The 26,769-nt window shown below is 67.9% G+C and carries 28 protein-coding genes; 8 read left to right on the forward strand and 20 right to left on the reverse strand.

Translation table 11 applies throughout. The annotated features are described in order from the left end of the window. Positions 1–7: 7 nt before the first annotated feature. The 8 genes from DEQ67_RS07960 to DEQ67_RS07995 form a co-directional block, all read right to left on the reverse strand. Positions 8–1,315, reverse strand: coding sequence for a dicarboxylate/amino acid:cation symporter (locus DEQ67_RS07960; RefSeq protein WP_115891242.1), 1,308 nt, complete (start codon positions 1,313–1,315; stop codon positions 8–10). A 143-nt stretch (positions 1,316–1,458) separates the two neighbouring features. After that, positions 1,459–2,166, reverse strand: a complete 708-nt coding sequence (locus DEQ67_RS07965; protein WP_115802631.1) for an AMP-binding protein — start codon at positions 2,164–2,166, stop codon at positions 1,459–1,461. A gap of 109 nt (positions 2,167–2,275) precedes the next feature. Continuing rightward, positions 2,276–2,596 (reverse strand): cupin domain-containing protein, encoded by a 321-nt coding sequence (locus tag DEQ67_RS07970; protein WP_007273624.1) that lies wholly within the window; start codon positions 2,594–2,596, stop codon positions 2,276–2,278. Positions 2,597–2,648: 52 nt separating this feature from the next. Continuing rightward, positions 2,649–3,803, reverse strand: coding sequence for a molecular chaperone DnaJ (gene dnaJ / locus DEQ67_RS07975; protein ID WP_115859827.1), 1,155 nt, complete (start codon positions 3,801–3,803; stop codon positions 2,649–2,651). Positions 3,804–3,947: 144 nt separating this feature from the next. Next, complete coding sequence (dnaK, locus tag DEQ67_RS07980) at positions 3,948–5,825, reverse strand: molecular chaperone DnaK (RefSeq protein ID WP_115802633.1); 1,878 nt, start codon at positions 5,823–5,825, stop codon at positions 3,948–3,950. Positions 5,826–6,042: 217 nt separating this feature from the next. Continuing rightward, positions 6,043–6,804: an alpha/beta hydrolase gene (locus tag DEQ67_RS07985; RefSeq protein ID WP_188148666.1), complete on the reverse strand. Its 762-nt coding sequence runs from the start codon at positions 6,802–6,804 to the stop codon at positions 6,043–6,045. Positions 6,805–6,930: 126 nt separating this feature from the next. Beyond that, complete coding sequence (locus DEQ67_RS07990; RefSeq protein ID WP_004041484.1) at positions 6,931–7,626, reverse strand: nucleotide exchange factor GrpE; 696 nt, start codon at positions 7,624–7,626, stop codon at positions 6,931–6,933. A 126-nt stretch (positions 7,627–7,752) separates the two neighbouring features. Further along, complete coding sequence (locus DEQ67_RS07995) at positions 7,753–8,499, reverse strand: proteasome assembly chaperone family protein (RefSeq protein WP_115859824.1); 747 nt, start codon at positions 8,497–8,499, stop codon at positions 7,753–7,755. 172 nt (positions 8,500–8,671) lie between these two features. Between DEQ67_RS07995 and DEQ67_RS08000 the strand changes: the two genes are divergently transcribed. Further along, positions 8,672–9,613 carry an RsmB/NOP family class I SAM-dependent RNA methyltransferase gene (locus tag DEQ67_RS08000; RefSeq protein ID WP_004063220.1) on the forward strand — a complete coding sequence of 314 codons (942 nt, stop codon included), beginning with the start codon at positions 8,672–8,674 and terminating at the stop codon, positions 9,611–9,613. After that, complete coding sequence (locus tag DEQ67_RS08005; protein ID WP_004041487.1) at positions 9,610–10,146, forward strand: DUF7122 family protein; 537 nt, start codon at positions 9,610–9,612, stop codon at positions 10,144–10,146. The genes DEQ67_RS08000 and DEQ67_RS08005 overlap by 4 nt, the downstream gene beginning before the upstream one ends. 33 nt (positions 10,147–10,179) lie before the next feature. Here DEQ67_RS08005 and DEQ67_RS08010 read toward each other — a convergent pair whose 3' ends face one another. Then, positions 10,180–11,682 (reverse strand): DUF790 family protein, encoded by a 1,503-nt coding sequence (locus DEQ67_RS08010; RefSeq protein WP_115859822.1) that lies wholly within the window; start codon positions 11,680–11,682, stop codon positions 10,180–10,182. 130 nt (positions 11,683–11,812) lie between these two features. On the opposite strand from DEQ67_RS08010, the gene DEQ67_RS08015 reads away from it, so the two are divergent. Beyond that, a complete protein-coding gene (locus DEQ67_RS08015) occupies positions 11,813–12,205 on the forward strand; it encodes a transcriptional initiation protein Tat (protein ID WP_115859820.1) in 393 nt (130 codons plus the stop codon). A 14-nt stretch (positions 12,206–12,219) separates the two neighbouring features. Here DEQ67_RS08015 and DEQ67_RS08020 read toward each other — a convergent pair whose 3' ends face one another. Beyond that, positions 12,220–13,599 carry a DEAD/DEAH box helicase family protein gene (locus DEQ67_RS08020; protein ID WP_115891241.1) on the reverse strand — a complete coding sequence of 460 codons (1,380 nt, stop codon included), beginning with the start codon at positions 13,597–13,599 and terminating at the stop codon, positions 12,220–12,222. Between the two features lie 150 nt (positions 13,600–13,749). Here DEQ67_RS08020 and DEQ67_RS08025 point away from each other — a divergent pair, with 150 nt between their 5' ends. After that, a complete protein-coding gene (locus DEQ67_RS08025; protein WP_004041491.1) occupies positions 13,750–13,899 on the forward strand; it encodes a hypothetical protein in 150 nt (49 codons plus the stop codon). Between the two features lies 1 nt (position 13,900). Here DEQ67_RS08025 and DEQ67_RS08030 read toward each other — a convergent pair whose 3' ends face one another. From DEQ67_RS08030 to DEQ67_RS08045, 4 genes are read right to left on the reverse strand one after another with little or no spacing between them, the layout of a single operon-like run. Then, positions 13,901–14,350 carry a hypothetical protein gene (locus tag DEQ67_RS08030; protein WP_223173903.1) on the reverse strand — a complete coding sequence of 150 codons (450 nt, stop codon included), beginning with the start codon at positions 14,348–14,350 and terminating at the stop codon, positions 13,901–13,903. A 35-nt stretch (positions 14,351–14,385) separates the two neighbouring features. Then, on the reverse strand, positions 14,386–15,210 hold the full coding sequence (locus DEQ67_RS08035) for an ABC transporter ATP-binding protein (protein ID WP_115802639.1): 825 nt from the start codon (positions 15,208–15,210) through the stop codon (positions 14,386–14,388). Further along, positions 15,198–16,067, reverse strand: a complete 870-nt coding sequence (locus DEQ67_RS08040) for an ABC transporter permease (protein WP_004063212.1) — start codon at positions 16,065–16,067, stop codon at positions 15,198–15,200. The genes DEQ67_RS08035 and DEQ67_RS08040 overlap by 13 nt, the downstream gene beginning before the upstream one ends. Continuing rightward, entirely contained in the window at positions 16,064–17,110 is a 1,047-nt protein-coding gene (locus tag DEQ67_RS08045) for an ABC transporter substrate-binding protein (protein ID WP_115891240.1), read from the reverse strand. Before DEQ67_RS08045 ends, DEQ67_RS08040 begins: the two co-directional genes overlap by 4 nt. 256 nt (positions 17,111–17,366) lie before the next feature. On the opposite strand from DEQ67_RS08045, the gene DEQ67_RS08050 reads away from it, so the two are divergent. Next, positions 17,367–18,488 carry a pyridoxal phosphate-dependent aminotransferase gene (locus DEQ67_RS08050; protein WP_115802641.1) on the forward strand — a complete coding sequence of 374 codons (1,122 nt, stop codon included), beginning with the start codon at positions 17,367–17,369 and terminating at the stop codon, positions 18,486–18,488. Between the two features lie 130 nt (positions 18,489–18,618). After that, on the forward strand, positions 18,619–20,211 hold the full coding sequence (locus tag DEQ67_RS08055; RefSeq protein ID WP_004063209.1) for a Na+/H+ antiporter NhaC family protein: 1,593 nt from the start codon (positions 18,619–18,621) through the stop codon (positions 20,209–20,211). A gap of 20 nt (positions 20,212–20,231) precedes the next feature. On the opposite strand, the gene DEQ67_RS08060 is transcribed toward DEQ67_RS08055, so the two are convergent. Continuing rightward, complete coding sequence (locus DEQ67_RS08060) at positions 20,232–20,651, reverse strand: DUF5367 family protein (RefSeq protein WP_013035489.1); 420 nt, start codon at positions 20,649–20,651, stop codon at positions 20,232–20,234. An 81-nt stretch (positions 20,652–20,732) separates the two neighbouring features. On the opposite strand from DEQ67_RS08060, the gene DEQ67_RS08065 reads away from it, so the two are divergent. Continuing rightward, entirely contained in the window at positions 20,733–20,978 is a 246-nt protein-coding gene (locus DEQ67_RS08065) for a hypothetical protein (RefSeq protein WP_004041499.1), read from the forward strand. 224 nt (positions 20,979–21,202) lie between these two features. Here DEQ67_RS08065 and DEQ67_RS08070 read toward each other — a convergent pair whose 3' ends face one another. From DEQ67_RS08070 to DEQ67_RS08080, 3 genes are all read right to left on the reverse strand, one after another. Then, positions 21,203–22,378, reverse strand: coding sequence for a redox-regulated ATPase YchF (locus DEQ67_RS08070; protein ID WP_115859818.1), 1,176 nt, complete (start codon positions 22,376–22,378; stop codon positions 21,203–21,205). An 82-nt stretch (positions 22,379–22,460) separates the two neighbouring features. Further along, a complete protein-coding gene (locus DEQ67_RS08075) occupies positions 22,461–23,333 on the reverse strand; it encodes a DUF4349 domain-containing protein (RefSeq protein ID WP_115859816.1) in 873 nt (290 codons plus the stop codon). 120 nt (positions 23,334–23,453) lie between these two features. After that, positions 23,454–24,305 carry a polymer-forming cytoskeletal protein gene (locus DEQ67_RS08080; protein WP_115859814.1) on the reverse strand — a complete coding sequence of 284 codons (852 nt, stop codon included), beginning with the start codon at positions 24,303–24,305 and terminating at the stop codon, positions 23,454–23,456. Between the two features lie 120 nt (positions 24,306–24,425). Here DEQ67_RS08080 and DEQ67_RS08085 point away from each other — a divergent pair, with 120 nt between their 5' ends. Further along, positions 24,426–24,629, forward strand: a complete 204-nt coding sequence (locus DEQ67_RS08085; RefSeq protein WP_004041503.1) for a DUF5800 family protein — start codon at positions 24,426–24,428, stop codon at positions 24,627–24,629. 120 nt (positions 24,630–24,749) lie between these two features. Here DEQ67_RS08085 and DEQ67_RS08090 read toward each other — a convergent pair whose 3' ends face one another. Beyond that, positions 24,750–25,925 (reverse strand): DUF3179 domain-containing protein, encoded by a 1,176-nt coding sequence (locus tag DEQ67_RS08090; RefSeq protein ID WP_115859812.1) that lies wholly within the window; start codon positions 25,923–25,925, stop codon positions 24,750–24,752. 119 nt (positions 25,926–26,044) lie between these two features. Further along, positions 26,045–26,731, reverse strand: a complete 687-nt coding sequence (locus DEQ67_RS08095; protein WP_004041505.1) for a dolichyl-phosphate hexose transferase — start codon at positions 26,729–26,731, stop codon at positions 26,045–26,047. Between the last annotated feature and the right edge of the window lie 38 nt (positions 26,732–26,769).

Genomic DNA, 26,769 nt, shown 5'->3' on the forward strand with positions numbered 1-26,769 from the left:
CCTTCGTTCAGTCGGACAGCGCCGCGCCGACGCCGTCGTTCCACGCGTCGGCGGTGAAGTCGACCGCGTCGTTCCACGTGGCGACGACCGTCGTCACCGCGAGGTCGCCGGTCACGTTCACCATCGTCCGGATGCGGTCGAGGATTGGGTCGACGCCGGCGACGAGCCCCACGATTTCGAGCGGCAGGCCGAGTTGCGTCAAGACGAGCGTGAGCATGATGAGCCCCGACCCGGGCACGCCGGCGGTGCCGATGCTCGCCAGCACGGCCACCGCGACGACCGCGAACTGGTCGACCAGAGAGAGGTTCACGCCGACGATGTTCGCCGCGAAGATGGCCGCGACGCCCTGGTACATCGCCGTGCCGTCCATGTTGATGGTCGCGCCGAGCGGGAGCGTAAAGCCGTAGATGCGCTCTTCGATGCCGAGGTTCTCGTCCGCGTCGGACATCGTCACCGGGAGCGTCCCGGACGACGACCGGATACTCAGCGCGGTCACCATCGCGTCGCGCGCTCCGGAGAGGAACGCGACCGGCGACCGCCCCGCGACGCCGACGACGAACGTGCCGAGGTAGACGAGCCCGATGTGGACGACGGCCGCGAGGAGCATCGTTCCGATGAGGAGCGCGAACGGGAGAATTGCGTCCACGCCGGCGGTGCCGAAGACGTTGGCCATCAGCGCGAAGACGCCGAGAACGCCGAACTCCATCGCCCCCCAGACGACCTTGTACATCGCTTCCGCGCCGGCGTCAGCGAGGTCGAAGAACGTCTCGATGCCGCGTTTGACCTGCTCGTCGTCGGTCTCTTCCCACGCCAGCGTGAGGCCGAGGCCGAACACGACGACGAAGAAGATGGTCGGCAACACGCCACCGTCGGCCATCGCGCCCACGGGGTTCGTCGGGACGACGTTGAGGACGACTTCGACGGCGTCGGGGGCCTCGGCGCTCTGTGCCTCGGCACCGGCGAGCAGTTCTTCGAGCCCGCGGGAGCCGGGGGAGACGAGGTTGCTCACCCCGAGTCCGATGGCGACCGCAAACGCGGACGTGAGCGCGTACAGCCCCACGACCTGCGCGCCGACGCGACCGAGCGACGACGGCGAGAGCTGCCGGACGCCCATCAGGAGCGTGAACACCACGATGGGGACGATGAGCATCTCCAGCAGTCGGACGAACAGGTCACCGACCGGTTTCAAGGCCGTCGCGGGTTCGCCGACGACGAGGCCGACGAGCGACCCGAGGACGAACGCGACCCCGATTCGGTAGACGATGCCGACCGAACGATACTGGTTCCAGAGAGATACGATGCCAGACTGTGACATGTAACGTGTTTGCACTAACGATACAGCCGGACTATAAATATAGCGGTGAAAATCCCGAATTTAACACCGAGGTAGAATTCAATCTCAAATCCGAATTAATAGTTGGAGCGTTCGGTGACATCTCTCCACCCTACGCGTCGTGGTCACCACACGTCGTCGGGCGCGAGCGCGACCGACTCGGGAACCCCGTTACCGACTGCGAGGGCCGCTTCGACCGCCTCGTCGTCCACGGGAATCCGAACCGTGCCGCCGGCCAAAAGCGGCGCGAGCACGCCGGCGACGACGGTTCCGGGGTGAGAAAGCGACGACCGGACCGCGACCGTGTCGCCCGCTTCGAGGTCGAAGTCAGCGACGACCTCGCGGGCCGCGTCGAGCAGGTCGCCGTGGGTGAACTCGCGGTCGTCAGCGACGAGCGCCGGGTCGGCGGGCGAGACTACTTCCGGGTGGACCGCGGGGTTCTCGCTCCAGACCTCCTGTTCCCAGTGGGTCGTCGCGGGCGAACTCGGCGGGCCGCCGAACACGGCGAGTTTCTGCCCCGGCGGCAGGTCCTCGAATGCTTCCTCGCTGTCGACGGGAACGACGGTCGCCCGCGCCTCCACTGCGGGGTCGAACGCCGTCACCGCGCCGAGTTGGGCCGCCCCGAGGAACGTCAACAGCGGTTCGGGGAGCGGCGCCGGGTCGACCGCGACGCGAGCGCCCTTGCGGACGCCGAGGTAGCGGAGGACGTTCCCGGCCTTGTACGAGGTCGTGATGAGGTCGTGGTACGTGTAGGTCCGGCCGGGGCCGTCGACCCGGAGCGCGAGTCGGTCGCTCCGCCGGTCGCGGGCCATGAGGTCACCGATAACGTCCATGGCCGGTCGTAGGGAGTCGGCGCGAAAAAAGCCCCCGAGGCGTGCTCGCGGTTCGAGAACGCGTGGGGAGTCCGGGCGAGCAGCGCCGAGACGACGCCGGCGCGACGACTCAGGGCGCGCCCGCGATGACGAACGTGCTCTCCTCGGGGCCGTTTCGGAGTTCGCGCGTGTCCTCAGGCGAGACGCGCACGGCGTCGCCGGGTTCGAGGTCGAGTTCCTTGTCCTCGACGACGAGCGTGGCCCCGCCGGAGACGAGGTAGTACACTTCCTCGTGGCCCTGTTCGGCGTGGTCGTGGGGTTTGCCGGACCAGTCGGGGTCGGCCTCCAACACGCTGAAGCCGAGTTCGACGCAGTCGAGTTCGTCTCGCAGGAAGTGGAGCCCGCCGCCGACCGCGTCTACGTCCTCGTAGTTCGCTTTCGTGTAGGACATCGGCCGAACTGACGGCCGCCACACACGAGAGCGTGGCGGTGTCGGAAATCGCTCACAGCGAGTTCTTCAGCTTCTGGAAGAGGCCCTCTTTGACCTCCTCGCCGCCGGCCTCGGCGAACTCTTTGAGCGCCTCGCGCTGCTCGCTGTTGAGGTCCTCGGGCGTGACGACGTGGACCTCGACGTGCAGGTCGCCGTGGCCCCGGCCGTCGAGGTGGGGCATCCCCGCGCCGGAGACGGTGAACGTCGACCCGCTTTGGGTGCCCGCGGGCACCTTCAGTTCCTCCTCGCCGTCGAGGGTCGGCACCTCGACGGTCGCGCCGAAGACGGCCTGCGGGAAGGAGATGGGATGGGTGTACCGGAGGTCGTCGCCGTCGCGCTCGAACTCCTCGTGGTCGCGGACGTTGACCTCGACGAACAGGTCGCCGTTGGGACCGCCGTTCTCGCCGGGTTCGCCCTCGCCGCGGTAGCGGAGGCGCTGGCCGTCGCGGAAGCCGGCGGGGATGGTGATGGTCACGTCGCGAGTGCGACGGACGCGCCCGCTCCCGCGGCACTCCGAACAGTCCTCGCTGTACGTCTCGCCCTCGCCGCCGCAGGCGCGACAGGTCGTCGTCTGCTGGACGCGGCCGAAGGGGGTCTGCTGGACCGTCGTCTGCTGGCCCGAGCCGTTACACTCCGAACAGGTGTTCACGTCGGCGTCCTCGGGATGACCCTCGCCGTCGCACTCGGGACAGACCTCGCGGCGGCGAATCGTCACGTCGCGCTCGACGCCGTGGTAGGCGTCTTCGAGGTCGATTGAGATGCGCTGGGCCACGTCGCGGCCCTGCTGGGGACGGTTGCGCTGTTGGCCGCCCGCGCCGCCGTTGAACAGGTTGTTGAAGATGTCCTCGAAGCCGCCGCCACCGCCGCCCATGCCGCCGAACGGGTTGCCGCCGCCGAAGGGATTGCCCTGTCCGCGGCCGCCGCCACCGCCGCCGCGTTTCTGGGACTGCTGGAAGCGCTCGTGGCCGACTTGGTCGTACATCTGCCGCTTCTCGTCGTCCGTGAGCACCTCCTTGGCCTTCTGGACCTTCTTGAACTTCTCCTCGGCGTCGTCCTCGTCGGAAACGTCGGGGTGGTACTTCGCGGCCTTCTTGCGGTACGCGTTCTTGATTTCGTCTTTCGAGGCGTCCCGCGAGACCCCGAGTACGTCGTAGAAGTCCTCGCTCATCAGTTGCTCTCTTGTAGCCGGTGAAGGTATTTGAAAAGTCCGTCTCTCGTATCGCGGCGAGCGCGAACGGGGTCAAACCGGGGGTTTCGCCCGGATTCGACCGCCGGCGTCGGGTCCCTCGGCGACCCGACCGTCCACCTGTGGTTAGTTGTCCTCGTCGTCCTCGTCGAAGTCCGCGTCGGCGTCGACGAAGTCCTCGGGGTCCGCACCGCCGGGGCCGCCCGCCGCGCCCGCACCAGCGCCAGCGCCGCCGGGACCGCCGGCCTGCGCCTGCGCCTGCTGTTGGTACATGCGCTTGCCGATTTCCTGCAGTTCCTTCGAGAGCTCCTCGGTCACGTCTTCGAGTTCGTCCGTGGAGGCGTCGTCGTCTTCGAGCACCGCTTCCACGTCCTCGACGGCGGCCTCGATGTCGGCGCGGAGTTCGTCGTCGACGTTCTCCTCGTTCTCTTCGAGGAGCGTCTCCGCGCGCTGGACCGCGCCCTCGGCCTCGTTGCGGGCCTCGACGGCGCGGCGGCGCTCTTTGTCCTCTTCGGCGTGCTGTTCGGCCTCCTGTTGCATGCGGTCGATTTCGTCGTCGGAGAGCCCCGCGCCGCCCTCGATGGTGATGGACTCGGCGTTGCCGGAGCCTTTGTCCTCGGCGGAGACGTTGACGATGCCGTTCTCGTCGATGTTGAAGCCGACTTCGATCTGCGGCGTGCCCGCGGGGGCCGGCGGGATGCCGGAGAGCGTGAACTCGCCGAGGAGTTCGTTGTCCTCGGCCATCTCGCGTTCGCCCTGGAAGACGCGGACCTGCACCGTGGTCTGGTTGTCGGCCGCGGTGGTGAATATCTTCGACTCCTCGGTCGGAATCGTCGTGTTCTTCTCGATGAGGCGCTCGAACAGGCCGCCTTTGACCTCGATACCGAGCGACAGCGGCGTCACGTCGAGGAGGACGATGTCGTCGACCTCGCCGCCGAGGACGCCGCCCTGGATGGCCGCGCCGAGCGCGACGGCCTCGTCGGGGTTGACGGACTTCTTCGGCTCGGAGCCGAGCAGTTCTTCGACCTTGTCGCGGACCTGCGGCATCCGGGTGGAGCCGCCGACGAGGATGACGTCGTCGATGTCGCCTTTGTCGTAGCCGGCGTCTTCGAGCGCCTGCTCGGTCGGCTCGACCGTGCGGTCGATGAGGTCAGCGGTGAGCGACTCGAACTTCGCGCGGGTCAGGTCGTATTCGAGGTGGACCGGTCCGGAGTCCGTCGCCGTGATAAAGGGGAGGTTGATGGTCGTCTCCTTGCGCGAGGAGAGTTCGATTTTGGCTTCCTCGGCCGCGTCCTTGAGACGCTGGAGCGCCTGTCGGTCCTCGCGGAGGTCGATGCCGTGGTCGTTTTCGAACTCGGTGGCGAGCCACTCGATGATGGCTTCGTCCCAGTCGTCGCCGCCGAGGTCGTTGTCCCCGTTGGTGGCGACCACTTCGTAGACGCCGCCGCCGAGGTCGAGGACGGACACGTCGAAGGTGCCGCCGCCGAGGTCGTAGACGAGCACGGTCTGGTTCGACTCGTCGTCGAGGCCGTAGGCCATCGACGCGGCGGTCGGCTCGTTGACGATGCGCTCGACGTCGAGACCCGCGATTTCGCCGGCGTCCTTCGTCGCCTGCCGCTGTTTGTCGTTGAAGTACGCGGGGACGGTGATGACGGCCTTCTGGAGTTCGTCGCCGAGGTAGTCCTCGGCGTCGCGCTTGATTTTCTGGAGAATCATCGCCGAAATCTGCTCCGGCGTGTACTCCTCGCCCTCGATATCGACGGTGTAGCCGTCCTCACCCATGTGGCGCTTGATGGACCGAATCGTGCGCTCCGGGTTCTGGATGGCCTGGTTCTTCGCCGGCTTGCCGACCAACCGCTCACCGTCGTCGGTGAACGCGACGACGGAGGGGGTGGTTCGGTCGCCTTCTGCGTTCACGATAATCTCCGGGTCGCCGCCCTCCATCACCGCGAACGCGCTGTTCGTGGTGCCGAGGTCGATACCCAGAATCTTGTTGCTCGCCATCTTGCCCGCAAATACCGTCTTTTGCCGGTTAAAGGTTACTAGATACTGCGACACACGGCGTGCACCGAGGTCGACGCCGTCTTGCGATTTTCTATTCTCGCGTCGAAAAGAGGTCGGTCGATTTATGTAGAACCGCCGACCGCGTCGCGGCGACGCTCCGAGCGTGGTCGCCCGGCGGCGACCCGGCACCCGACCGACCGTGCGACCTCGTTGCTCGTCAGTCCGTCGGCTGCGGGCGTTCGGTTCCGTCGGCCGAGTCGGCCGCGTCAGCGCCGTTCGCCCGGAGCGACGACGCGTCGGCCCCGTCAAGGGCGTCGAGCACCGTGGAAAGCGTCCGTTCGCGGCCCTCGCTGGCGAAGAACTCGTGACCGCCGTCGTACGGGACGAGGTTCGACGCCGGCGTCCGGTCGCCGATTGCGCGAACGTCCACGACCCGGTCCGAAAGCGAGGCGAACACCACGTCGTCGGGGCGGAACGGCGGCAGCGACGCCTGCGCGCCGCGAATCATGCGGAGAAAGGCGGGCGAGGCGTTAGCCGGGACGTCGGCCAGTTCGGCGGCGAGTTTCAGTTCGCCGAGGTCCTCGCGGGAGATGCCGGACGGGACGATAGGTTTGGTCGTCGGCAGCCGACTGACGAGGGGAAACAGGAGGGCGGCGAGCCCCGAGACGGCCGTTCCCCACCACGGGCTCAGAAAGACGTTCCGAACCGCGAGGTCGAGGTGGGCGGCGACGAGGCCGCCGGTGCTGTGGCTGAGCACGAGGTCGATGTCGCGGTCGACCGCGTACGCCCGCACCGGACTCACGTACTGGCGCTCGAACTCCCAGCCGTTCGTCGGCAGTTCGACGGCGTGGACGTGGTAGCCCTCGTAGGTGAGGCGGTCGAGGAGCCACTCGACGCTCCGGTGACCCGGCTCGTTGCCCCACCCGAGGACGAAAAGCAGGTCGTCGTCGCCGGGGTCGCCGTGTTGGGTGACGCGCACGGTCGGCCGCCGCCGACGGGAACGAAGTCGCATGGCGTAGTGATAGCGAGGTGAGAACAAAAGTCCTCGCCGGGTCGGGGAGGCGAGACCGCTCCCGGCGACGGCGAGCGCCCGGTCGACGGCGCGCTATTCGCCCTTACTGACCGTGATTTGCGCGGCGCGGATGACCTTGTCGGCCATCTCGTAGCCGGGCTGGAACACGTCGGCGACGGTGTCCGCCGGCTGGTCGCTGTCGACGCGCATCATCACTTCGTGGCGGTTCGGGTCCACGTCGGTCCCCGGTTCGGGGTCGATGATTTCGACGTTCTCGTCTTCGAGGATGCGGTCGAACTCCTTGAGCGTCGATTCGAGGCCGCCGCGGATGTCGGCGTCCTCGTCCTGGTCGAGCGCGCGAACGAGGTTGTCGCGGACGGTGACGACGCGCTCGACGAAGTCCTCGGTGGCGCGGTCTTTGATTTGGGACTGCCGCTTCTTCGCGCGCTTCTTGTAGTTCTGGAAGTCGGCCTGCGTCCGCTTGAGACGCGACTGGAGTTCCTCGGCCGTCGCTTCCGCCTCGTCGCGCTCGGCTTCGAGGTCGTCGACGCGGGCTTCGAGCGCCGCGACCTCGGCCGCGAGGTCGTCGTCGTACTCGGCGACGCGGTCAGCGACGGTCGGCCCGTCGCCCGTCGCGCCGGATTCCTCGGCCGCCGACTCGGCGCTCGACGCCTCGCCGTCGGCGTCCGTCGCCGCGTCTTCGGCCGTCTGCGCCGCTGCGTCGGATGCCGCGTCAGTCTCGGCGTCTGCGTTCGCGTCCGTGACCGACTCGGCAGGGTCGTCGCTCATGGGCGGGAGAAGTGTCCGACGCGGCTTAAACGTGTAGACTGCGGGTCGGCCGAAACGCTTCTCAGGGCGGAACCGTCGCGCGGGCCGAGACTCCCCGCGACCGACGGCCAGCGCCGCTCACTCAGCCTACTGGTACATCCCGAGCGGTCGCGCCTGCGTGCTCTCCTCGTCGGACTGCTGCATCCGCCGGGCCAACTGCTCTTTGGCCTGCCGTATCTCGGTGGCGCTGTTCACGAGGTCGTCCACGGGCACCTCGATACCGACGAGCGGTTCGATGCCGTGTTTGATGACGACGCGGGCCGCCTCGGGGTCGGGGAACTGCGGGTCCGACTCGACGACCAACGCGAGCGCCGGCCGGCCGACCGAGACGGCGTTGCTCAGGAGCGCGCCCGTCGGCCCCGAGACGAGGCCGGTCTCCGTCGGACTGTCGATATCGGCGGCTTCGAGCCGCGACGCCGCGCCGTCGGTGCCGACGCCGTAGAGCGCGGGCACGTCCTCGGACTTCTCTCGGGCGATGCCCGAGAGGAACACGGGGAGCACGTCGAGTTCCTCGAACCACGGGCCGAGGCAGGTGGCGAGTTCGGTCGCCGCCTCGGGCCGGATGGGGATGTCGCTCTGGAGGACGAGCAGGTCCCGCTCCGCGTCGGCGTAGAGCCTGACCGGCGGGTGCAACGCCGGGTCGTCCTCCATGTAGACCGCGACCTTCGGGACGCCCTCGCAGAACACGTCGGCGTAGTGGGTCATGTCGAACTCCGAGACCAGGTGGTCGGCCGCGATTTTGCCGACCAATCCCACGCCCGGCAGCCCTTCGACCAGCGTCGGCGACTCCAGTTCGTCGGTGAGTTCCTCCGCGAGGACGCGAATGCGTGCCATACGTGAACATGGTCGCCGGGGCGAGGTAAATCCGACGGGCGACTGTGCGGTCATCGCCTGCCGGCCTCGCCCCGGCGCGACTGCTTCGGCGGTGGCGTCTCCCGGCGACGACGCCTGCGACCCCGCCGGTGACTCCGAAACCGACAAGCGCGCCCGCGCGGAATCGAGTGTCATGAACCCGCTCCAGCGGTACGCGCCGCTCGTGGACGACGAGGAGGCCTTTTTCGCGGCCTGCGAGCGGCCGCTTCCCTCCGTCGTCCGCGTCAACACCATCAAGACGACGGTGGCGCGCGCCCGCGAGGCGCTCGACGACGAGGGCGTCGCCTACGAACCGACCGACTGGCACCCCGGCATCCTCAAGCTCGAAGACAGCAGTCCGGGGACGAACTGGCCGTACTTCCACGGCTGGCTCCACGGCCAAGAGGAGGTGTCGGCGCTCCCGGCTATCGCCCTCGACCCGCAGCCGGGCGAGCGCGTCTGGGACACCTGCGCCGCGCCGGGGTCGAAGACGACCCAGATAGCCGCCATGATGGACGACGAGGGCGTCCTCGTCGGCAACGACAACAACCTCGGTCGGCTGTCGGCGCTCCGCCACAACGCCGAGCGCCTCGGCGTGACGAACCTCGTCGTGTCGAATCAGGACGCCCGCAACTTCTCGATGAAGCCCTACGGGGAGCGAACCCCCGAGAGGGACGCGTCGTTCGAGCAGTTCGACCGCGTCCTCGTCGACGCGCCGTGTTCCTGCGAGGGCACCTGCCGGAAGAACCCCGACGTGCTCGACGAGTGGACGATGAACCACGTCAAGAGCGTCGCCGGCATCCAGAAGGGCATCCTCCGACGGGCCGTGCAGGTGACGAAAGCCGGCGGCACCGTCGTCTACTCCACCTGTACTTTCGCGCCCGAGGAGAACGAGGCCGTCCTCGACTTCGTCCTCGACCGCGAGGACTGCGAGGTGGTCGAATGGGACGTGCCCGGCGGCTTCGAGACCGCGCCCGGCATCACCGAGTGGGAGGGCGACGAGTACGACCCGTCGGTGACCAAGGCTCGCCGCGTCTACCCGCACCACAACGACACGGGCGGCTTCTTCACCGCCAAACTGGAGGTGACCGCATGAGCGACGACACCGCCCCCGACGAGAACTGGGGCCAGCAGTTCGACCGCCTGCCGCCGACGGCCGACGACCGCGTCGTCGAGGGGCGGCCCTCCCGCGAGGAGGTCGTCGACTGGTGGGACGAGCGGTTCGGCGTCGACCCCGCGGTCTTCGACGGCTACACGTTCTGGGAGAAGGGCGCGGGCAAGATTTGGGCGTTCCACGGCGAGGTCGTCGACCCCATCGAAGTCGAGGGACTCGGGATGCGCATCCTGCGGACCCGCCAGCGCCACTGGAAGCCCTCGACCAACGCGGTCCAGCGCTTCTGCGGCGACGCGACGAAGAACGTCATCGAACTGAGTCCGAGCGAGGCGCAGGCGTTCGTCGACGGCCACGACCAACAGCTCGACCGGTGGGAGGGCGACTGGGGCTACCTCACCGCCGCCCACGAAATCGCCGGCGAACTCGAACCCCTCGGCGTCGGTCTCTACCTCCACGGGGAACTCCGCTCGACCGTCCCCAAGGGTCGGCAGGAAGACCTCGTCAAACCGGAATAGCCGGCAGCGACCGGGTCGCGGTGCTGCGCCCCGCTACTTCTCTCTGACCGCCCCGCCGGTCAGTCCCTCCCACTCGACCCGGTAGCCGAGCCGCGAGAGGACCGCGCTCGCGTCGTCGAGGCCGCGGTCGTCGAGGGCGGACTCGGCCGCCGACAGCGACATTCCAGCCTCGATTTCCCCGGCGACCGCGTCGAGGACGGCGGGCCGAACTAGCGTCCGCCCGACGAGTTCGTGTTCCGGGAAGGCCACGTCGTCGAGCGCGTCGACCGAGACGCCGCGGGCGACCGCGAGGGCAGACAGCGTCACCACGTCGTCGTCGGGCGCGAGTTCGGCGGGGAGCGACGACGCCGCGTCGGCGACGAGGTCGGACTCGTAGTCGCGCAGCACGTCAACCACGTCTTTCACGCGCACGGAGCCGGCGTACGGGACGGCGCGGTGGTCGCGGGCGGCGATGTCCTCGCCGACGCCGAGCGACTCGTCCACGGCGACGACGAGTTCCACGTCCTCCACGTCGGCGAGTTGGCCCAGTTTCTTTTCGACGTACTCGGGCGTCCAAAAGCCCATAATCTCGAAGAAGACGCGGAAGTCGGCGTGCGCGTAGTCGAACGCGAAGTCCGGAATCATCACGCTCGTCCCCGTTTCGAGGGGTTCCGGCTCCCGGACGAGCGACCAGTCGAGGTCGAGGCCGCGGAAGCGGGCGGCGAAGTCGGCCTCCACGCCGCTGTCGAAGCCGGGTTCGGCCATCGGCTCGACGCCCGGAACCGACACGTCGTCGCTCGTGAGCGTCATCTCGCGCTCGGTCCCGCGGTCGTCGATAGTCGCCGCGAGTCGCCAGTCGCCGGCGGTGGCGACCGACCGGAGCAGGCGGGCGAAGGCGGTCCCGTACCGCCGGGTTCGCTGAAAGAGCGCGTCGGGGCCGGTGACGACGACCTCGCGGCCGGCGTCGGTCTTCCGAATCTCGTACATCAGCCGGAGGCGCTTGACCGCCGAGACGACGGCCTTCGGGTCGGAGCTTCGGACCCGGACCTCGGTCGCGTCGAACAGGGCGGTCTGGGCGAGCGAGAGGTTGTACTGCGCGAGCAGTTCGTCGGGCGTCCACCGCGGGTCGAACTCGGAGAGCACCTGTTCGACCTCGCGGTCGGCCGTGAGCGACTCGTCGACCGCCGCCGGCGACGACCCGAGCGAGGACGCCGCGCGGTCGAGCGCCGCGGCCCGTTCCTCCTCGGTCGCCACGCCGCCGACGCTCATCGCGGCCTCGAACGCGGCGCGTCGGGCGCGGACCGGCGGCAGGGGAGCCGCCGTCTCGAACACCGCCTCGCGGTCGAGCAGCGACGCGAACCCGCGGGCGAGTTTGAAGTCGTCGGCCTCGGCTTCGAGGTCGGCGAGGGCGTCGTCGAGGGCGGCCCGCGCGTCGCCGACGTGTCGCCGGAAGACGCCGATGGCCTTCGCGGCCAGCGGGCGGTCGCCCCGGTCAGCGAACTGCGGGTGGTAGCCGCCGCCCGCCCGCGACACCCGAAGCAGGTCCTTCGTCAGCACGCTCGCAACGAGGGGGTCGCGGGACAAAAGCGACTCGGGCGGCGGGGAGACGCGCGCGCGCGACGGTGAGTGAGACGCGACCGACGACGCGGACGGCAAGGTTCATTGCGTCCGCGGCGGACGCCACCGTATGGAGCGACGACGCCTCCTCGGACTGGTCGCGGTCGGCCTGTCGTCGGGTTGTCTGGGGTCGCTACCGGGCGCGACGGGGCCGCGAAACCCACCGGCGGCGCCGGCGGGCAACCCCCGGGACACGCCCGAGGTCTCCCCGGTCCGCATCGAAGATATCGACTACGAGGCGACCGACGACGGCCGTCTCCGGGTCTTCGGGTCGGTTCTCAACGACGGCGGGGCCGAGCGACTCACCACGGTCGAAGTCCGGGTCAGCGTCGGCGGCGAACGCACGACGCAGTCGCGGGAACTCACCGTGCCGGCCGGCGGGACCGCCGACTTCGAAATCGAGTTCGACGTCGAATACGACGCCTTCTCCGACGACGGCGACCTGAACGTCTCGCTGGTCTGAGAGGGGTTTCCGCGTCACCGACGCCGGGCCGCCACCCGTTCTTCCGCCGTCTCGACGCTCACGAGTTCGTAGAGCGTCGCGGTCGAGCCGTCGGTCTTCGGCCGGAGGATACGGCCGAGTCGCTGGGTGAACTCGCGTTCCGACCCCGACCCCGAAAGCAGGATGCCGACGTTGGCGTCGGGCACGTCCACGCCCTCGTCGAGCACGTTGGCCGCGACGACGGTGTCGTAGGTCCCGTCGCGGAAGCGGTCGAGGATTTCGCGGCGCTCTTTCGTCCCGGTCTCGTTGGTTATCGGCGGGACGAGGAAGCGCCGCGAGATGCGGTAGACGAGGTCGGTCGAGGCGGTGAAGACGATGACGCGGTCCTCGCGGTGTCGCGCGAGCAGTCGCGCCAGTTTGTCCACTTTCGCCTCGGAGTTCATCATCACGTCGCGGGCGCGCTGCTTGGCGAGCAGTGCCTCCCGCGCCCGCGGGTCGTTGCCCGACCGCATCACGAGCTTCTGGTAGTCGCTTCCCGACTGCATCGACAGCCCCGAGGTGCGCAGGTAGTTCACGAACGTCTCCTGTGCCTCGTCGTACGTCTCGCGCTCGTCGGCCGTCAGTTCGACCTCGATGCGACGGACCTCGTAATCAGCGAGGTGGTCGCCCGCCAAATCGTCCACGTCGAGGCGGTACACCCGCGGGCCGACGAGTTCCTCGACGCGCTCGTGCGCGCCGTCCGGTCGCTCGAACGTCGCCGTCAGGCCGAGGCGGGCGGGCGCGGCGAGGAACCGCGGGATGTCCCGGTATCCCTCGCCGCCGAGGTGGTGCACCTCGTCGAAGACGACGAGGCCGAAGTCGCCCCCCACGTCGTCGGCGCGGAGGTACGCCGAGTCGTACGTCGAGACCGTGATGGCCTCCTGCGTCTGTTCGCCGCCGCCGAAGCGCCCGACCGGCACGTCGAACTCGGTTTCGAGTTCGCGTATCCACTGGTCCTGTAAATCGATGGTCGGCACGACGACGAGCGTCGGCACGGAGCGGGCGACCATCGCCGCGACCGCCAGCACAGTCTTGCCCGCGCCGGTCGGGAGTTCCACGACGCCCGCTGCGTCTGCATCGAGCCACGCGTCGAGGGCGGCGCGCTGGTAGTCGCGGAGGTCGTAAGTCGTCGAAAGCGAGAGCGGGGAGTCGAGGGCGGCCGCGACCCGGTCGTCGGAGTCGACGCCGGCCGCGTCGAGCGCGTCCCGAACCGCGGCGTACCGAATCGCAGGGGCGCGATAGCCGCCGCTTCGGGGGTCGGCTTCGACGCTCGGTACGTCGGCGAGGGCGGCCCGAACGTCGGAGTCGTCGCCCGCAGCGCTGTCGCCGTCAGTGCCGATGTGGACGGTTCCGTCCTCGAATTGGAGGGTCGTCACTACCGGCGCGTTGGCGGGGCGCGGTGATAAATCGACGGTCCCGCGGTGGACACGCGGGCCGAGTCGGGCGGGAGTGTCGCGGGGTTCCGCCCCGCCGCCCGCCGCCCGCGGGCCGAAGGTTCAAATCCGATGACGGGGCTACGGACGTGTATGAGCGACGACCTCGACGACGCGGTCGCACAGTTCCTCAGCGACTACAACAGCGCGATGAAGGAGTACGAGAAGGGCTACGTCGACGCCGACGCGACGCTGTCGGTCATCGACGCGCACATCGACGAATTGCGAGCGGCGCGGGAGTAGTTCAGTACCACAGCGAATCATCGCTACACCCGGTCCCTTTGAGTTTAATCTCCGCGTCCGTGGAGATGACGATGTACATGCTGGGTGTTGGTGAGTCGTACCCGGAACAGTCGGGCAGGTACGTGAACTCTCGGTCGCCGATATTGTGGCTCAGGGCTTCGATGCGGACGATGTACGGCCGAGCGGGAGCAACCGCCGGAAAGTTCAGTCTCGGAACGTCCCCGTCCTCGGGTTGCGCCTCGATGTCGATATACTCCATCCACGCGAGTCCTTCGCTCCACTCGTCGGCACCGCGGCGAACGAGTTGCACGGTCACGGAGTGCGGTTGGTCGTGGAAGTTCATCACCGAGAGCGACAGCTTCGGCCTGTGTTCCTGATACACCGCGTTTCCGACGAGGCCGATGCCACCGAGTCCGGCAACTGCGCCAGCGACCATCTGTCGTCTAGACATCATAAACTGGGCTACCGAACCGGGGGGCGAAAAACTTACTCCCCGATGAGCCCGCGAATCCGCTCGACGTATACCGCGAACTCGCTTTCGGTCCGCTCGCGCGGGCGGTCGATATCGACCGAGACGATTTCGCGGACGCGACCGGGGTTGGCGGCCATGACGACCACGCGGTCTGCGAGCGTGACCGCCTCCTCCACGTCGTGGGTGACAAAGAGCACCGTCTTGTCCGTCTCCGCCCAGATGTCGAGCAGTTCGCCGTGGAGCATGTCGCGGGTCTGCGCGTCGACCGCGCCGAACGGCTCGTCCATGAGGAGCAGTTCGGGGTCGACCGCGAGCGCGCGGGCGATGCCGACGCGCTGTTTCATCCCGCCGGACAGCTCTTTGGGATAGGCGTCGGCGAAGCCGTCGAGGCCGACGAGTTCGAGCATCTCCGTCACGCGCTCCGAGCGCGCCGGCTCCTCGACGCCCTGTTCTTCGAGCCCGAAGGCGACGTTCTCGCTGACGGTCCGCCACGGGAACAGCCCGTACTCTTGGAACACCATCCCGCGGTCGGTTCCGGGGCCGGTGACGGGCGAGCCGTCGAGGGTGACCGCGCCCGAGGTGGCGTCTTCGAGACCGGCGATGATGCGGAACAGCGTCGTCTTGCCGCACCCCGAGGGACCGACGATACAGACGAACTCGCCGTCCTCGACGGCGAACTCCACGTCCGACAGCGCCTCGACCGTCCGCCGGTCGGACGCGTAGGTCTTGCCGAGCGAGTCGACGCTGACCGTCGCGGCCTCGTCGGAGTCGGCCGCGGTTGCGCTCGTGTCCCCGGCCGCACCCGCATCCGCGTTCGCGTCGTCGCTCATGCTCTCCACTCCAGCACCCGCCGTTCGACCCGGCGGAACAGGCCGTCGCTCACGAGGAAGACGATGCTGATAACGAGCATGTAGGCGACCGACACGTCCATCGCGAGGTTCTGCGCCGTGTTGAGAATCTCGTAGCCGACGCCGACGCCGACGATGAGTTCGGCCGCGACGACGATCATCCAGCACTGGCCGATGCTCGTCCGGATGCCGGTCATGATGGAGGGGCTGGCCGCCGGGATGACGACCTTCCGAATCATCGTCCAGTCGTCGTCGACGCCGAGGGTCGCCGCGACCTCCTTGAGGTCCTCGGAGACGCCCTCGACGCCGCCGTAGGCGCTGTAAAAGTTAATCCAGAAGGAGCCGATGGCCACGATGAACGTCGCGCCTTGGTGGTTGACGCCGAGCCAGATGACTGCGAACCCAATCCACGCCAGCGGCGGAATCGGCCGGAGCAGGCGCGTGACCGGCGTGAAGACGCTGTCGACGCGGGTGTTCCAGCCCATGGCGATGCCCGCGAAGACGCCGAGCGAGGTCCCGATGAGCAGGCCCGGCACGTAGTGGTAGAGACTCTGGACTAATTTGACGAGGAGCCGCGTCGCCGGGAGTTCCGCGCCGGTGAAGGGAATCGAAAGCGACGCCGGCGCGGTGAGTTCGACGACGAACGCCGCGAGCACCTCGACGGGCGAGGGGAGGAGGTACGTCGGCTGGAACAGCGCGGCGACGTGCCAGACGGCGAGAAAGCCCGCGAAGCCGGCGACCGCGAGCCCCGTCCGTTCCGAGGAGAACCCCGCGAGCCGGTCGAGCAGTCGCTCGTCCGCCTCGGTCTCCGAGAGGGCGACGCCGCTGCCGACTTCGTCGTTGCTCATAGCGAGTCGTAGATACCGTAGTCGAACATCTCGTCGACGGTCAACTGCGCCTCCGTCTTCCCGAGCGTCTGGGCGTAGTCGGCGAAGATTTCAGCGCCGCCTTCGATGTCGTGGGGGTCTGTGATGAAGTCCGAGGCGGGCGAATCGAGCGCCGCGCGGGCGGTCTCGACCGGGAGCGCGCTCTCCCCGATGACCGTGCTCGCGTGCTGGGCGGCCGTGTCGGGGTCGTCGTCGACGAAGTTCGTCGCCTGCCGGTGGAGTTCGACGAACTCCGTGGCGAGGTCGCGGTTGTCCTGCCGGAGGCGGTCGTGCATGAGCGTGACCGCCGCGGGCTGGCCGGGCATGAAGTCGCCCGCCCACGCGATGGACTGGAACGGCGCGTCGTTGGCGTCGATGACCGTCGGCACGGGCTCCATGATGCTCGTGCCGTCGACGTTGTTCGAGAGGAGCGCCTGCTGGACCGCGGCCGCGCCGCCGAGGCCCTTGATGTTCACGTCCTCCTCGGGGTCGAGCCCGAGCGTGTTCTGAACCCAGTAGCGGAGCAGGATGTCCGGGACCGACCCCGGCGGGAACGTGCCGAACGTGAACTTACGACCCTTCTCCGCCTCGAACTCCGCGAAGGCGTCCGAGCCGTGTTCCTCCCACAGCGCGGCGAACTCGTCGGTGGCGAGAATCTGCATCGCGTTCTTGATGTTCGCGGCGGTAATCTTCGCGGGGATGCCCTTGTCCATGACGATCATCGCCGGGACGATGCCGAACATCATCACGTCGAAGTCGCCCGTCGCGGACGCCTGGACGATGCTCGGGCCGTCGGAGAACTTCTTGCCCGAGACCGGGACCGAAAGCTGGTCGAACAGTCCCTCTTCTTCCAGCACGAAGTACTGCATATCCGGGTAGATGGGCATGTAGGCGACGTTGAGTTCGTCCAGCCCGCTTCCGCCGGACCCGCCGAGACAACCCGCGAGGCCGGCGGTCGCTGCGAGGCCGGACCCTTGCAGGAATCGTCTACGGCTAATCGACGTCGAACGTGGTGCCTCTGTCATTGCCCTCGTTACGAATCAGCGCCTTATTCGGGGCGCGTACCCGGTAACGATAGACGCGGTAGATGACGCATTGAAACCGAGTTATTCCCGTTCTACGACCGTATTCGAGGTTTGAACGGTCGGTTTCGCTGAACTATTGACTCCGAGATAGCGGCATGAATGGCCGCTAAACACCGCCAGTCACGTCACCGAGCCGATTGGTCGACCGCGGCCGTGCGTGGGAAGAACTATCCCGAACGGCGACACCGGATAGGATATGACGCAGTTCTCCGACCGGGTGGAGCGCATCTCCATCAGCGGCATTCGCAAGGTGTTCGAGGCGGCTGGCGAAGACGCTATCAACCTCGGGCTGGGTCAGCCCGACTTCCCGGCCCCGGACCACGCCCGGCAGGCGGCCGTCGAGGCCATCGAAGCCGGCGAGGCCGACGGCTACACCGGGAACAAGGGCCTCCCGAGCCTGCGCGAGGCCATCGCCGAGAAGCACCGCCGCGACCAGGGCGTCGACCTCGACCCCGACGACGTCATCGCAACGGCGGGCGGGAGCGAGGCGCTCCACATCGCCATCGAGGCGCACGTGAACGAGGGCGACGAGGTCATCATCCCCGACCCCGGCTTCGTCTCCTACGACGCGCTCACGAAACTCGCCGGCGGCGAACCGGTGCCGGTCCCGCTCCGCGACGACCTGACGCTCGACCCCGCGGCGGTCGAAGACGCCATCACCGAGGACACCGCGGCGTTCGTCGTCAACAGCCCCGGCAATCCGACGGGCGCGGTGTCGCCGCCCGACGACATCGCGGAGTTCGCCCGCATCGCCGACGAACACGACGTGCTCTGCATCTCCGACGAGGTGTACGAGTACACCGTCTTCGAAGGCGAACACCGCTCGCCAATCGAGTTCGCCGAGACGGACAACGTCGTCGTCGTCAACTCGGCCTCGAAGCTGTTTTCGATGACCGGCTGGCGACTCGGCTGGGTGTACGGCTCCACCCGCCGGGTCGAACGGATGCTCCGCGTCCACCAGTACGTGCAGGCGTGCGCCTCCGCGCCGGCGCAGTTCGCGGCCGAGGCCGCGCTCAGCGGCCCGCAGGACCGCATCGAGGAGATGACCGAAACGTTCCGCGAGCGCCGCGACCTCGTCGTCGAGGGACTGGAGGACATCGGCCTCACCGTCCCGTCGCCGGGCGGCGCGTTCTACGTCATGCCCGAGGTGCCCGAGGGCTTCGTCGACGAGTGCATCGACCGCGGCGTGATTATCGTGCCGGGCGAGGCGTTCGGTGAACACGGCCACGGCTACGCCCGACTGTCGTACGCGACCGACACCGAGTCGCTCCGCGAGGCCATCGAGATAATGGGCGAGGCGTACGACGCGGTCGTCTGAGCCCGCAACACGCCCGAAGTCGGTCGATTCGTCGACCGAACTACGACAACTCACGGCATCCGATGCGTCTTATTCTCAGGTCTCGAAGTGAAAACCCTTAAATTCGGGAGCCGGTGACGAAACGTTTGTCATGCCCGCAGAGACGCAGGGAGTCATCAGCCTGCTGCCGGCACTCTTCGCAATCGTGCTGACGCTGGCCAGTCGGCAGGTGCTCCTCTCACTGTTCACCGGCATCTGGATCGGTGCGACCATCCTGGTGGGATGGAACCCAATCGGCGGGGCGGCGTACTCCCTCCAGTTGGTCATCAACAACGTGACCGAGTCGTTCAACAGCAAACTCCTCCTGTTTACCTTCCTTTCGGGCGCGATGCTCGGGATGATATTCCTCTCGGGCGGGATGAACGCGCTCGCACAGCGCATCATCGCCCGCATCAAGACCCGTAAACAGGCCGCGCTGGGGACGAGCGTCCTCGGGATGCTCATCTTCGTCGACTCCTACGCGAGCACGATGATTACGGGCTCGGTGATGCGGCCCATCACCGACAAGTTCGACATCAGCCGCGAGAAGCTCGCGTACCTGCTCGACTCGACCACCTCGCCCGTGGTGAGCGTCGCCGTCGTCTCGACGTGGGTCGGCTTCGAGGTCGGTCTCATCCGCGAGCAGTTCGCCTCGCTCGGCATCGACCAGAGCGCCTTCGTGGTGTTCCTCCAGAGCATCCCGTTCCGCTTTTACAGCCTGCTCGCGGTCGCCCTCGTGTTCATCCTCGTCGTGATGGACTGGGACTTCGGGCCGATGCAACGCGCCGAGCGCCGCGCGAAAGAGGAGGGGAAGGTCCTCGGCGACGACGCCGACCCCCTCATCGAGACGCGCGAGGAGGACATCGTCACGCCCGACTACGTCGATTCGCGCTGGTGGTACTTCGCCGCACCCATCGTCACGCTCGTCGCCGTCACCGGCTTCGGCCTGCTGTACTCCGGCGGCTGGCCCGGGCAGGTACCCGTCGAGGCGCTGAAGGACGCGGCCACCGCCGACGCCATCCTCTGGGGCGTCTTCTCGGCGTGCGCGCTGCTGCTCGCCATCCTCGTCGGCCACGCCCGCGTCGAACTCGAAGCCGTCAGCGACGCCATCTTCGAGGGCTTCAAGATGGTCATGTTCCCCGTGGCCGTCCTCTCGCTGGCGTGGACCATCGGGAGCGTCAGCGAGGCGCTCGGCGTGGGTCCGTTCGTCGTCAGCGTCGCCCAGGGCGTCATCACGCCCGAACTCCTGCCCGCGGTCGTCTTCCTCGCCGCGGCCATCATCTCGTTCTCCATCGGCACGTCGTGGGGGACGATGGGAATCATGTTCCCCGTCGCGGTGCCGCTTGCCTACCAGCTCGGCGCGCCGCTCCCCGGTGCCATCGGCGCGATTCTCACCGGCTCGCTGTTCGGTGACCACTGTTCGCCAATCAGCGACACGACGGTCCTCTCGTCGATGTTCGCCGGCGCGGACCACGTCGACCACGTGAACACGCAGATTCCGTACGCGCTGCTCAGCGGGACTGTCGCCACGGGACTGTTCCTTGCGGACGGCTACGGCGTAAGCTCGCTCACAGTCTCCGGCTACGGCGTCGGACCGCTCGCGCTCCTCGGCGTCGGCGTCCTCATTCTCTTCGTCGCCGCCTACTACCTCTCCCAACACGCCGACGTGAGCGTCCCGAACGCGTTCGGGTCGTCGTCCGACTAACCCCGACCGACCGCGATTTTTCATCGACTGACGAACCCCGCGACCAGCACCGTCGCGTACGCCAAGAGCAACAGCCCCCCGAAGAGCCCCGCGGCTTCGAGGCCCATGTTCGGGTAGACGACCGAGAACAGCGCCGTCGAGACCGCGTCGACGAGCATCCCGGGAACGACGAGCAGCACCGCGGCCTCCCGCCGCGCGCCACTGGACAGCCCGCGCCACCGGAAGATTCCGACCGCGAGCGCCCACATCGCGGGGACCGTCAGCGCGAACACCGCGGCCGTGACCAGCGGCCGGGAGGGCACCAACACGAGTTGGCCGACGACGCGAAAGACGAGACCGGCGACGAGGGCAATCGCCAGCCCGACGCCGAGAAGCACCCGCGTCTCCGACAGTGGGAGCCGACGAGCGCCGGCCTCGGAGACTTGTGGACTGATTGTCATGCCTCTCGTACGCGGGCAACGCGTATCAGCGTTCGTGCCGGCCACAGGATATTATGTCATCCCGGTATAACGATTGGTCGAATGTCAGTTCTCTCGACCGCCGACGAAGGAAAGTTCCTCATGGACGAGGAGGCCGAACAGATCGGAATCGTGACCGAAGTCGACACGGACGCCCAAATCGCGTACGTCGAACCCGACCCCGACATCGCCGAGGCAGTCCTGCAGGGCCTCGGCTTCGGTGACGCCGACGGCGACGACATCGAGGTGCCGGCCGAGTCGGTCGAAACGGTCACCGACTCGGAGCTTCGCGTCGCCAAGGACCTCTGAGCCCCGCCTGCGACGAATCGCTGTTTTCCGCCGCAAATCACGACGCGTGAGTCGCACGACAGTCGACCTTGCGGCGCGATTCCGCTTTCTGTGTTCGTCCTCTCTCGGAGGATGTGAGATGACTAATTCTGTATAGCGAATTTTGGTTTGCGTGTGGCGTGGCGGACGGATTCCTGACCAATCGAAAGCAACGAGAACGCGCGGAAAAGACGAACTTCTGACAGCTACTTCGCCGTCGAGACGATTTTGATGACGTCGCCCTCTTCGAGTTCGTGGTCCTCGGCAATGCGGCGTTTCGCTCGCGCGTCGACCGCGTGGAGGTAGCCGTCACCGATGTCCGAGTGGACCGCGTACGCGAGGTCCCGCGGCGTCGACCCCCGCGGGAGGAGGAAGGCGTCGGGGAGGACGTTGCCCGTACCGTCGGTCCATTTCGACTCGTTTTGGACCGGGTAGACCGTGATGCGGTCGAGCACGTCGTAAACGGCGGTGTCGATGGCTTCCTGCGTGCCGGTGCCGCCGTGGTCGTCCATCAGGTCGCGGATGCGTTCGAGGCCCTGCTCCTGTGCGCCGCTCACGTCGCCGACGAGTTCGAAGTCGTCGTCGCCGGGGTGGTAGTCGATGATGCCCGCCTCGCGGGCCCGCCGGAGCGCGAGTTCGCCGTCCGCGGTCGCGGCGATGACGGGCTTTCCGGTCTCGGCGAGTCGGTCGAGGTTCTCCGGCGGTGCGACGTCGACCTTGTTGGCGACGAGGACGATGGGCTTGGTCCGCTGGCGAATCGCGCGGGCGAGTTCGACGCGGTCCGCGTCGTCCCAGTCTCGTGGGTTCGGCGAGTAGTCGAGCTGTCGCAGGACCGCGGCGATGTCGTACTCGCTCGCGCCGACGCCCGTCAGGAGGTCCGAAAGCGCGTCGTCCATGTCGAAGTCGGGCGACCGCGACTTGCGGACCACGGACTCCCAGTTCTTGTGGACGATGCCCGCGAGCCACTGTTCGAGTTCCTCCTCGATGAAGTCGACCTCCTCGACGGGGTCGAAACTCCCCACCTCGACGGGTTCGCCCTCGGCGTTCGTCCCCCCGGAGGCGTCGACGACGTTGACGATGGCGTCGGCGTTCGTCAGTTCGTCGAGGAACTGGTTGCCGAGGCCGCGACCCTCGTGCGCGCCGGGGACGAGCCCCGCCACGTCCACGAGTTCGACGGCGACGTAGCGGATGCCGTCCTCGCAGTTGCCGCAGCGCTCGTCGCGGTCGAGACAGGGACAGCGGGTGCGAGCGTGCGTGACGCCGCGGTTCGCGTCGATAGTCGTGAAGGGGTAGTTCGCCACGTCGACCTCGGCGAGCGTCGAGGCCGTGTAGAACGTCGATTTGCCGGCGTTCGGCTTGCCGGCTAACGCGAGAGAGAGCATGGGTCGACGATGGTCGCGGACGCGGAAAAACGCTCGCGTGTGCGGAAGCGGGAGCGACGACGGAGCGGCGGGCGAGACGAGGTCAGTCCGTCAGTCGCCTGAACGCGGCGCGGCCGGCGAGCACCACCCCGCTCCCGAGAATCGCGAGGAGGCCGCCGAAGACGACGAGGTACGGGACGGCGTAGGCGACGGCGACGACGAGCGCCCGGAGGGCGACGAACGCGCCGTTGACCGACTCGGAGAACGCCTGTAAGACCGGCGTGTCGTACCACTGCGCCGGGCCGGGCGGTCGTTCGGACAGCGAGACCCGGACGGTCGAGAGGGCGACGCGGTCTTCGAGCGACTGCTTCTGGGCTTCGAGTCGCTCGATTTCGGTCTGGACGTCCGTCAGGCGCTCTTCGACCGCGAGCACGTCCTCGGTCGTGTTGGCCGACTCGTAGAGGTCGCGCAGGCGGTCGCGCTGGGCGCGGAGATTGCTCAGTCGCGCTTCGATGTCGACCAGTTGGTCGGTCACGTCTTCGGAGTTCGTCTCGACGCGCTCGACCTCACCGAGGGCCTTCATGTCGGTCATAAACGCCGAGAAGTCCTCGGAGGGGACGCGCACGACGAGTTGGCCCGAGCGGTAGGTGCCGCCGCTCCGGCGGTTGACGTACTCGTTGGAGTCGCTGACGTAGCCGCCGTAGGATTCGGCGGTCGATTCGACCGCGTCGCGCGACTCGTTGAACTCGTCGACGGTCAGTTCTATCCGGCCGTTCTTGATGACCGCCCGCCGCTGGGCCTGCGGGAGGTCGTCGCCGCCCGTCTGTTCGGCCTCGGCGGAACCGGACGCGTCGGCGGTGAGCGAGACGCTCTCCGCACCGCCGGCGCTACCGACACCGCCGTCCGCCGCGCCGCCGGAACAGCCGGCGAGGACGACGAGGAGGGCGACCGAGAGAAGTTTCAGTCGGTTGTCCATAGACGACACTCTCGACGTGAAGGATTAATCGTTGGGTAAGCACAAACGGCGACTGTTGCTATCGCGGCGCGCGGGTGGTCGCGGTCGCTCGGTCGGGCGGGCGGTCGGACGCGACGCCGACTACTCGGCCTCGCGTGGGAGGTTGTCGCGGTGGATACGCATCTCGCCGCGGGCGCGCATCGTGCCGTCGACGTGCGCGCCGGCTTCGAGCACGAGGTCGTTGCAGGACACGTCGCCGAGGACGCGCGCGCCCTCGTGGATGCGAACCTCGCCGTTTCGGGTGGTCACGTCGCCGTGGATGCGCGTCCCGCTCCCGACGACGATATCGTCGCGGGCGCGGAGGCTCCCGAAGACGTTGTTGTCCTCTGTGAGGTCGATGGACTTCGCGCGGATGTTGCCGTGAATCCGGCAGTCCGAACCGACGTGCGCGGGCGTCGAGACGCGCCACGCGTCGTCGGAGACGGTGGCGTTCCGTGGAATCACGAGCGGGTCGTGCGGCGACTCGCCCGCGAGGGTCTCTGCGAGTTCGTCGGCCGCCTCGTCCTCACCGAGTCGGAGGAGTTGCGAGAGGACGATAAAGTAGAACACGAGCGTCGGAATCGGGTTGCGGATGACGATCCAGCCGTTGGCCTCGAACCCCTCTTCGATATCGACGTCGTCCCCGATGTCGAGGTCGCCAGAGACCATCAGGCGGCCGGCGATGTGGACGCGCTCACCGAGGTAGGCGTCGTTGCCGACGAGGACGTTGCCGGCCACGTCGTCGAGCATGTCGAGTCGGCAGTCGGCTTCGGCCTCGATGTCGCCGCCGAAGGTGACGCGCTCGCCCGCGAGGACGTTCCGCCCGCGGACGCCGAACTCGACGGTGCTCTGCCCGCCGACGACGACGTCGCCGTCGGTGACGAGGTCGTGTTCCTCGACCGTCGTCCCGTCGGGGATTTCGAGCGCATCGAGCGGGTCCGTACCCAGTGACACGCTCCGAACCAACACCCGTGCCGTAATAAACCGTCCGCAAGACAACCGTCAGACACGACGGGGCAGTCGGTTTCCCGGTGACGACGTGTATTTAACTACTCGCGGGAAACAACGAGAGGTATGACGATTCTCTCTTTCGACGACGACGGCGTAGACGTGGTCTACGAGGGAACGGAGTTCCGCCTCGAAAAGGCCCTCATCGAGGAGGCAATCGGGAAGTCCTACCCCGACGTGACCGACCACGAGGTGCTGAAAATCGTCGAGAAGCAACCCGCGCTCTCCGGCGAACCCCGGCGCGTCCGCGACATCCTGAACTCGTCGTAATCGCCGCCCGAAAAACGACCGAATCCCTCGTTTTCCCCGCGTATCGCCCTCGAATCACGCGCGCTCGCCGCGCGACCGACTCCCTCAGACTCTTCAGAACCCGCAGCCCCGGCCGCCCGGTCAGGCCCCGTGTATCTCCGTCTCCGGGTTGAAGTCGGCCCACGCGAACCAGAACATCGGCGAGCGGTCGTTCGCGCGCGTCAGGACCGCGCCCTCGTGGGGGCCGTCGAGCGCGCGGCCGGTGAGGAGGTCCCACCGCGAGCCGGCGGCGACGAGCGCCGACCCGTCGCGGTCGAACTCGACGGTCTCGCCGTCGACCCGGCGGACGTAGGCGACGAGACTCCCCTCGGCGGAGGCCGCCACGACGACCGGCAGGTCGCCCACCGTGTCGTTGACGACGTCCGCGCGTTCGACCGCGTCGAGCGGGTAGGCGCGGGCGACCCCGTCGGCGGCGACGCCGACGACCGACGCTTTCGGATGGAGTCGGTCGTCCGCCGCGTCGTTGAAGCCGATACCGATGTCGCTGGACTGCTGATAGCTCGTGTAGGGGTTCACGTCGTACCGGCGGGTCTGCCGTCCGCGAATCGTCCCCGAGACGGGCGGCGGGACCAACACCTCGGTCTCCGGGTGTGCTGCCCGCCACTCGCCCCACGTGGAGATAGTCGAAGGGAGGAGCGACAGCGTCTCGCCGGTCAACTCCCCGCGAATCGCGGTCGCGAGCACCTGGCTCCACAGCGAGTTCGTCCGGTCGTCGTACATCACGAGGTCGGACATCCACAGCAGGCCCGAGACGCCGAAGTACGTCGGTTCGCCGCCGGCGAGCCTGTCGGCGACGACGGCGCTCCCGCACAGCGGGCAGTAGGTCACGACCGCGGGCCGGCCGTCGAACTCGTCGTTGACGATTTCGTGCCAGTTCAGGACGGCGAGCGGGTAGGCGCGGGCGACGCCGTCGAGTTCGACGCCGACCACCTCGTCGCCGTCGTCGAGCGTCGCGTCCACCTCGTCGAACCCGGTCCAGTCGTCTGCGAAGGCGGGGGCGGTGATGGCCGGAATGGCGTCTCTCGGCGCGCCTCGACGCAGTTCGCCCTCGGGGACCGGAAGCTCGAACGGCCCCGGGTAGTCGCCCGCGGCGGCGTCGGTCGAGTCGGCGGGGGCGGCGGACTCGGCGGACTCGGGCGCGTCGTCGGCTCTCGCGGCATCGTCGTCCGCGACGGGTGGCTCGCTCCCGAGACAGCCGGCGATGGCAGCGCCGACGCCGAGCGCGAGGAAGCGACGGCGGTTCGTGGTCGAAGCCATGCCGGATATTCGGCCGAGCCACGTATGAGCGATGTGCGGTATGGTATCGAAGCGCACGACCGTCGGGAGCCACGTCGGTTCGGAGTCAGAACGGCGGAGAAACCGAACGAACCGCCCGGTCAGAGTCGGAGCCGTTCTTCCAGGCAGACTTTGACGATGGATTTCCCGATGGCCGCGCCGCCGGCGAAGGGGTCGAGTTTCGTCTCGCCGGCGCGCTCGCGGTAGGGGATGGGAACCTCGGCGATGTTGTAGCCGCGCATCGCGGGGCGGATGAGGAGTTCGGCCGACAGTCCGGTGTTCTCCGTCCACTCGATGTCGTGGAGGAGTTCGCGGCGGTACGCCCGCATGCCGGTGGTCGTGTCGTGGACGGTCGCGCCCATGAGGAAGCTGGCGAGGCGGGCGAACGCGATGTTGCCCGCGCGGTTGAGTCGGGGCATCGTCTCCGCGCCCTTCGTGATTCGGTCGCCGGAGACCACGTCGTAGCCGTCGTTGATGAGGTCGAGGAACTTCGGCAGATACTCCATCGGATAAGTGTCGTCGCAGTCCGTGGTGACGACGACCGGGCGGTCGGGCGCGAGCACCGCGGCCTCGACCGCGACGCCGTACCCCTGCGGCTCCTGTTCGATGACGCGCGCACCCATCTTCCGGGCGATTTCGGGCGTCCGGTCGTCCGAGCCGTCCACGCAGACGACTTCGGCGCGCCCGTCGGTAATCCGGTCGATGTCGGCCAACACGGACCCGATGGCCTGCTCTTCGTTGTACGTCCCCATCACGACCGCGAGGTCGTCGAAGGTGTACTCAGTCATTGGACGGGGTTATTGACGGCCGCTCTTGAACTTTTAGG

It is taken from the genome of Haloferax sp. Atlit-48N (genome assembly GCF_003383015.2).
Taxonomy (GTDB): Archaea; Halobacteriota; Halobacteria; order Halobacteriales; family Haloferacaceae; genus Haloferax; species Haloferax volcanii.

Excerpts from the sequence above, each read along its gene's own strand:
- dnaJ (WP_115859827.1), bottom strand. The coding sequence starts at position 3,803 with ATGAGCGAGGACTTCTACGACGTACTCGGGGTCTCGCGGGACGCCTCG.
- dnaK (WP_115802633.1), bottom strand. The coding sequence starts at position 5,825 with ATGGCGAGCAACAAGATTCTGGGTATCGACCTCGGCACCACGAACAGC.
- DEQ67_RS07995 (WP_115859824.1), bottom strand. The coding sequence starts at position 8,499 with ATGGCACGCATTCGCGTCCTCGCGGAGGAACTCACCGACGAACTGGAG.
- DEQ67_RS07990 (WP_004041484.1), bottom strand. The coding sequence starts at position 7,626 with ATGAGCGACGACCCTGCCGAGTCGGTCACGGACGCGAACGCAGACGCC.
- DEQ67_RS08060 (WP_013035489.1), bottom strand. The coding sequence starts at position 20,651 with ATGACAATCAGTCCACAAGTCTCCGAGGCCGGCGCTCGTCGGCTCCCA.
- DEQ67_RS08095 (WP_004041505.1), bottom strand. The coding sequence starts at position 26,731 with ATGACTGAGTACACCTTCGACGACCTCGCGGTCGTGATGGGGACGTAC.
- DEQ67_RS07970 (WP_007273624.1), bottom strand. The coding sequence starts at position 2,596 with ATGTCCTACACGAAAGCGAACTACGAGGACGTAGACGCGGTCGGCGGC.
- DEQ67_RS08025 (WP_004041491.1), top strand. The coding sequence starts at position 13,750 with ATGAGCGACGACCTCGACGACGCGGTCGCACAGTTCCTCAGCGACTAC.
- DEQ67_RS08040 (WP_004063212.1), bottom strand. The coding sequence starts at position 16,067 with ATGAGCAACGACGAAGTCGGCAGCGGCGTCGCCCTCTCGGAGACCGAG.
- DEQ67_RS08030 (WP_223173903.1), bottom strand. The coding sequence starts at position 14,350 with ATGTCTAGACGACAGATGGTCGCTGGCGCAGTTGCCGGACTCGGTGGC.
- DEQ67_RS07960 (WP_115891242.1), bottom strand. The coding sequence starts at position 1,315 with ATGTCACAGTCTGGCATCGTATCTCTCTGGAACCAGTATCGTTCGGTC.
- DEQ67_RS08015 (WP_115859820.1), top strand. The coding sequence starts at position 11,813 with ATGGAGCGACGACGCCTCCTCGGACTGGTCGCGGTCGGCCTGTCGTCG.
- DEQ67_RS08065 (WP_004041499.1), top strand. The coding sequence starts at position 20,733 with ATGTCAGTTCTCTCGACCGCCGACGAAGGAAAGTTCCTCATGGACGAG.
- DEQ67_RS08050 (WP_115802641.1), top strand. The coding sequence starts at position 17,367 with ATGACGCAGTTCTCCGACCGGGTGGAGCGCATCTCCATCAGCGGCATT.
- DEQ67_RS08090 (WP_115859812.1), bottom strand. The coding sequence starts at position 25,925 with ATGGCTTCGACCACGAACCGCCGTCGCTTCCTCGCGCTCGGCGTCGGC.
- DEQ67_RS08070 (WP_115859818.1), bottom strand. The coding sequence starts at position 22,378 with ATGCTCTCTCTCGCGTTAGCCGGCAAGCCGAACGCCGGCAAATCGACG.
- DEQ67_RS08055 (WP_004063209.1), top strand. The coding sequence starts at position 18,619 with ATGCCCGCAGAGACGCAGGGAGTCATCAGCCTGCTGCCGGCACTCTTC.
- DEQ67_RS08000 (WP_004063220.1), top strand. The coding sequence starts at position 8,672 with ATGAACCCGCTCCAGCGGTACGCGCCGCTCGTGGACGACGAGGAGGCC.
- DEQ67_RS07965 (WP_115802631.1), bottom strand. The coding sequence starts at position 2,166 with ATGGACGTTATCGGTGACCTCATGGCCCGCGACCGGCGGAGCGACCGA.
- DEQ67_RS08085 (WP_004041503.1), top strand. The coding sequence starts at position 24,426 with ATGACGATTCTCTCTTTCGACGACGACGGCGTAGACGTGGTCTACGAG.
- DEQ67_RS08005 (WP_004041487.1), top strand. The coding sequence starts at position 9,610 with ATGAGCGACGACACCGCCCCCGACGAGAACTGGGGCCAGCAGTTCGAC.
- DEQ67_RS08045 (WP_115891240.1), bottom strand. The coding sequence starts at position 17,110 with ATGACAGAGGCACCACGTTCGACGTCGATTAGCCGTAGACGATTCCTG.
- DEQ67_RS08075 (WP_115859816.1), bottom strand. The coding sequence starts at position 23,333 with ATGGACAACCGACTGAAACTTCTCTCGGTCGCCCTCCTCGTCGTCCTC.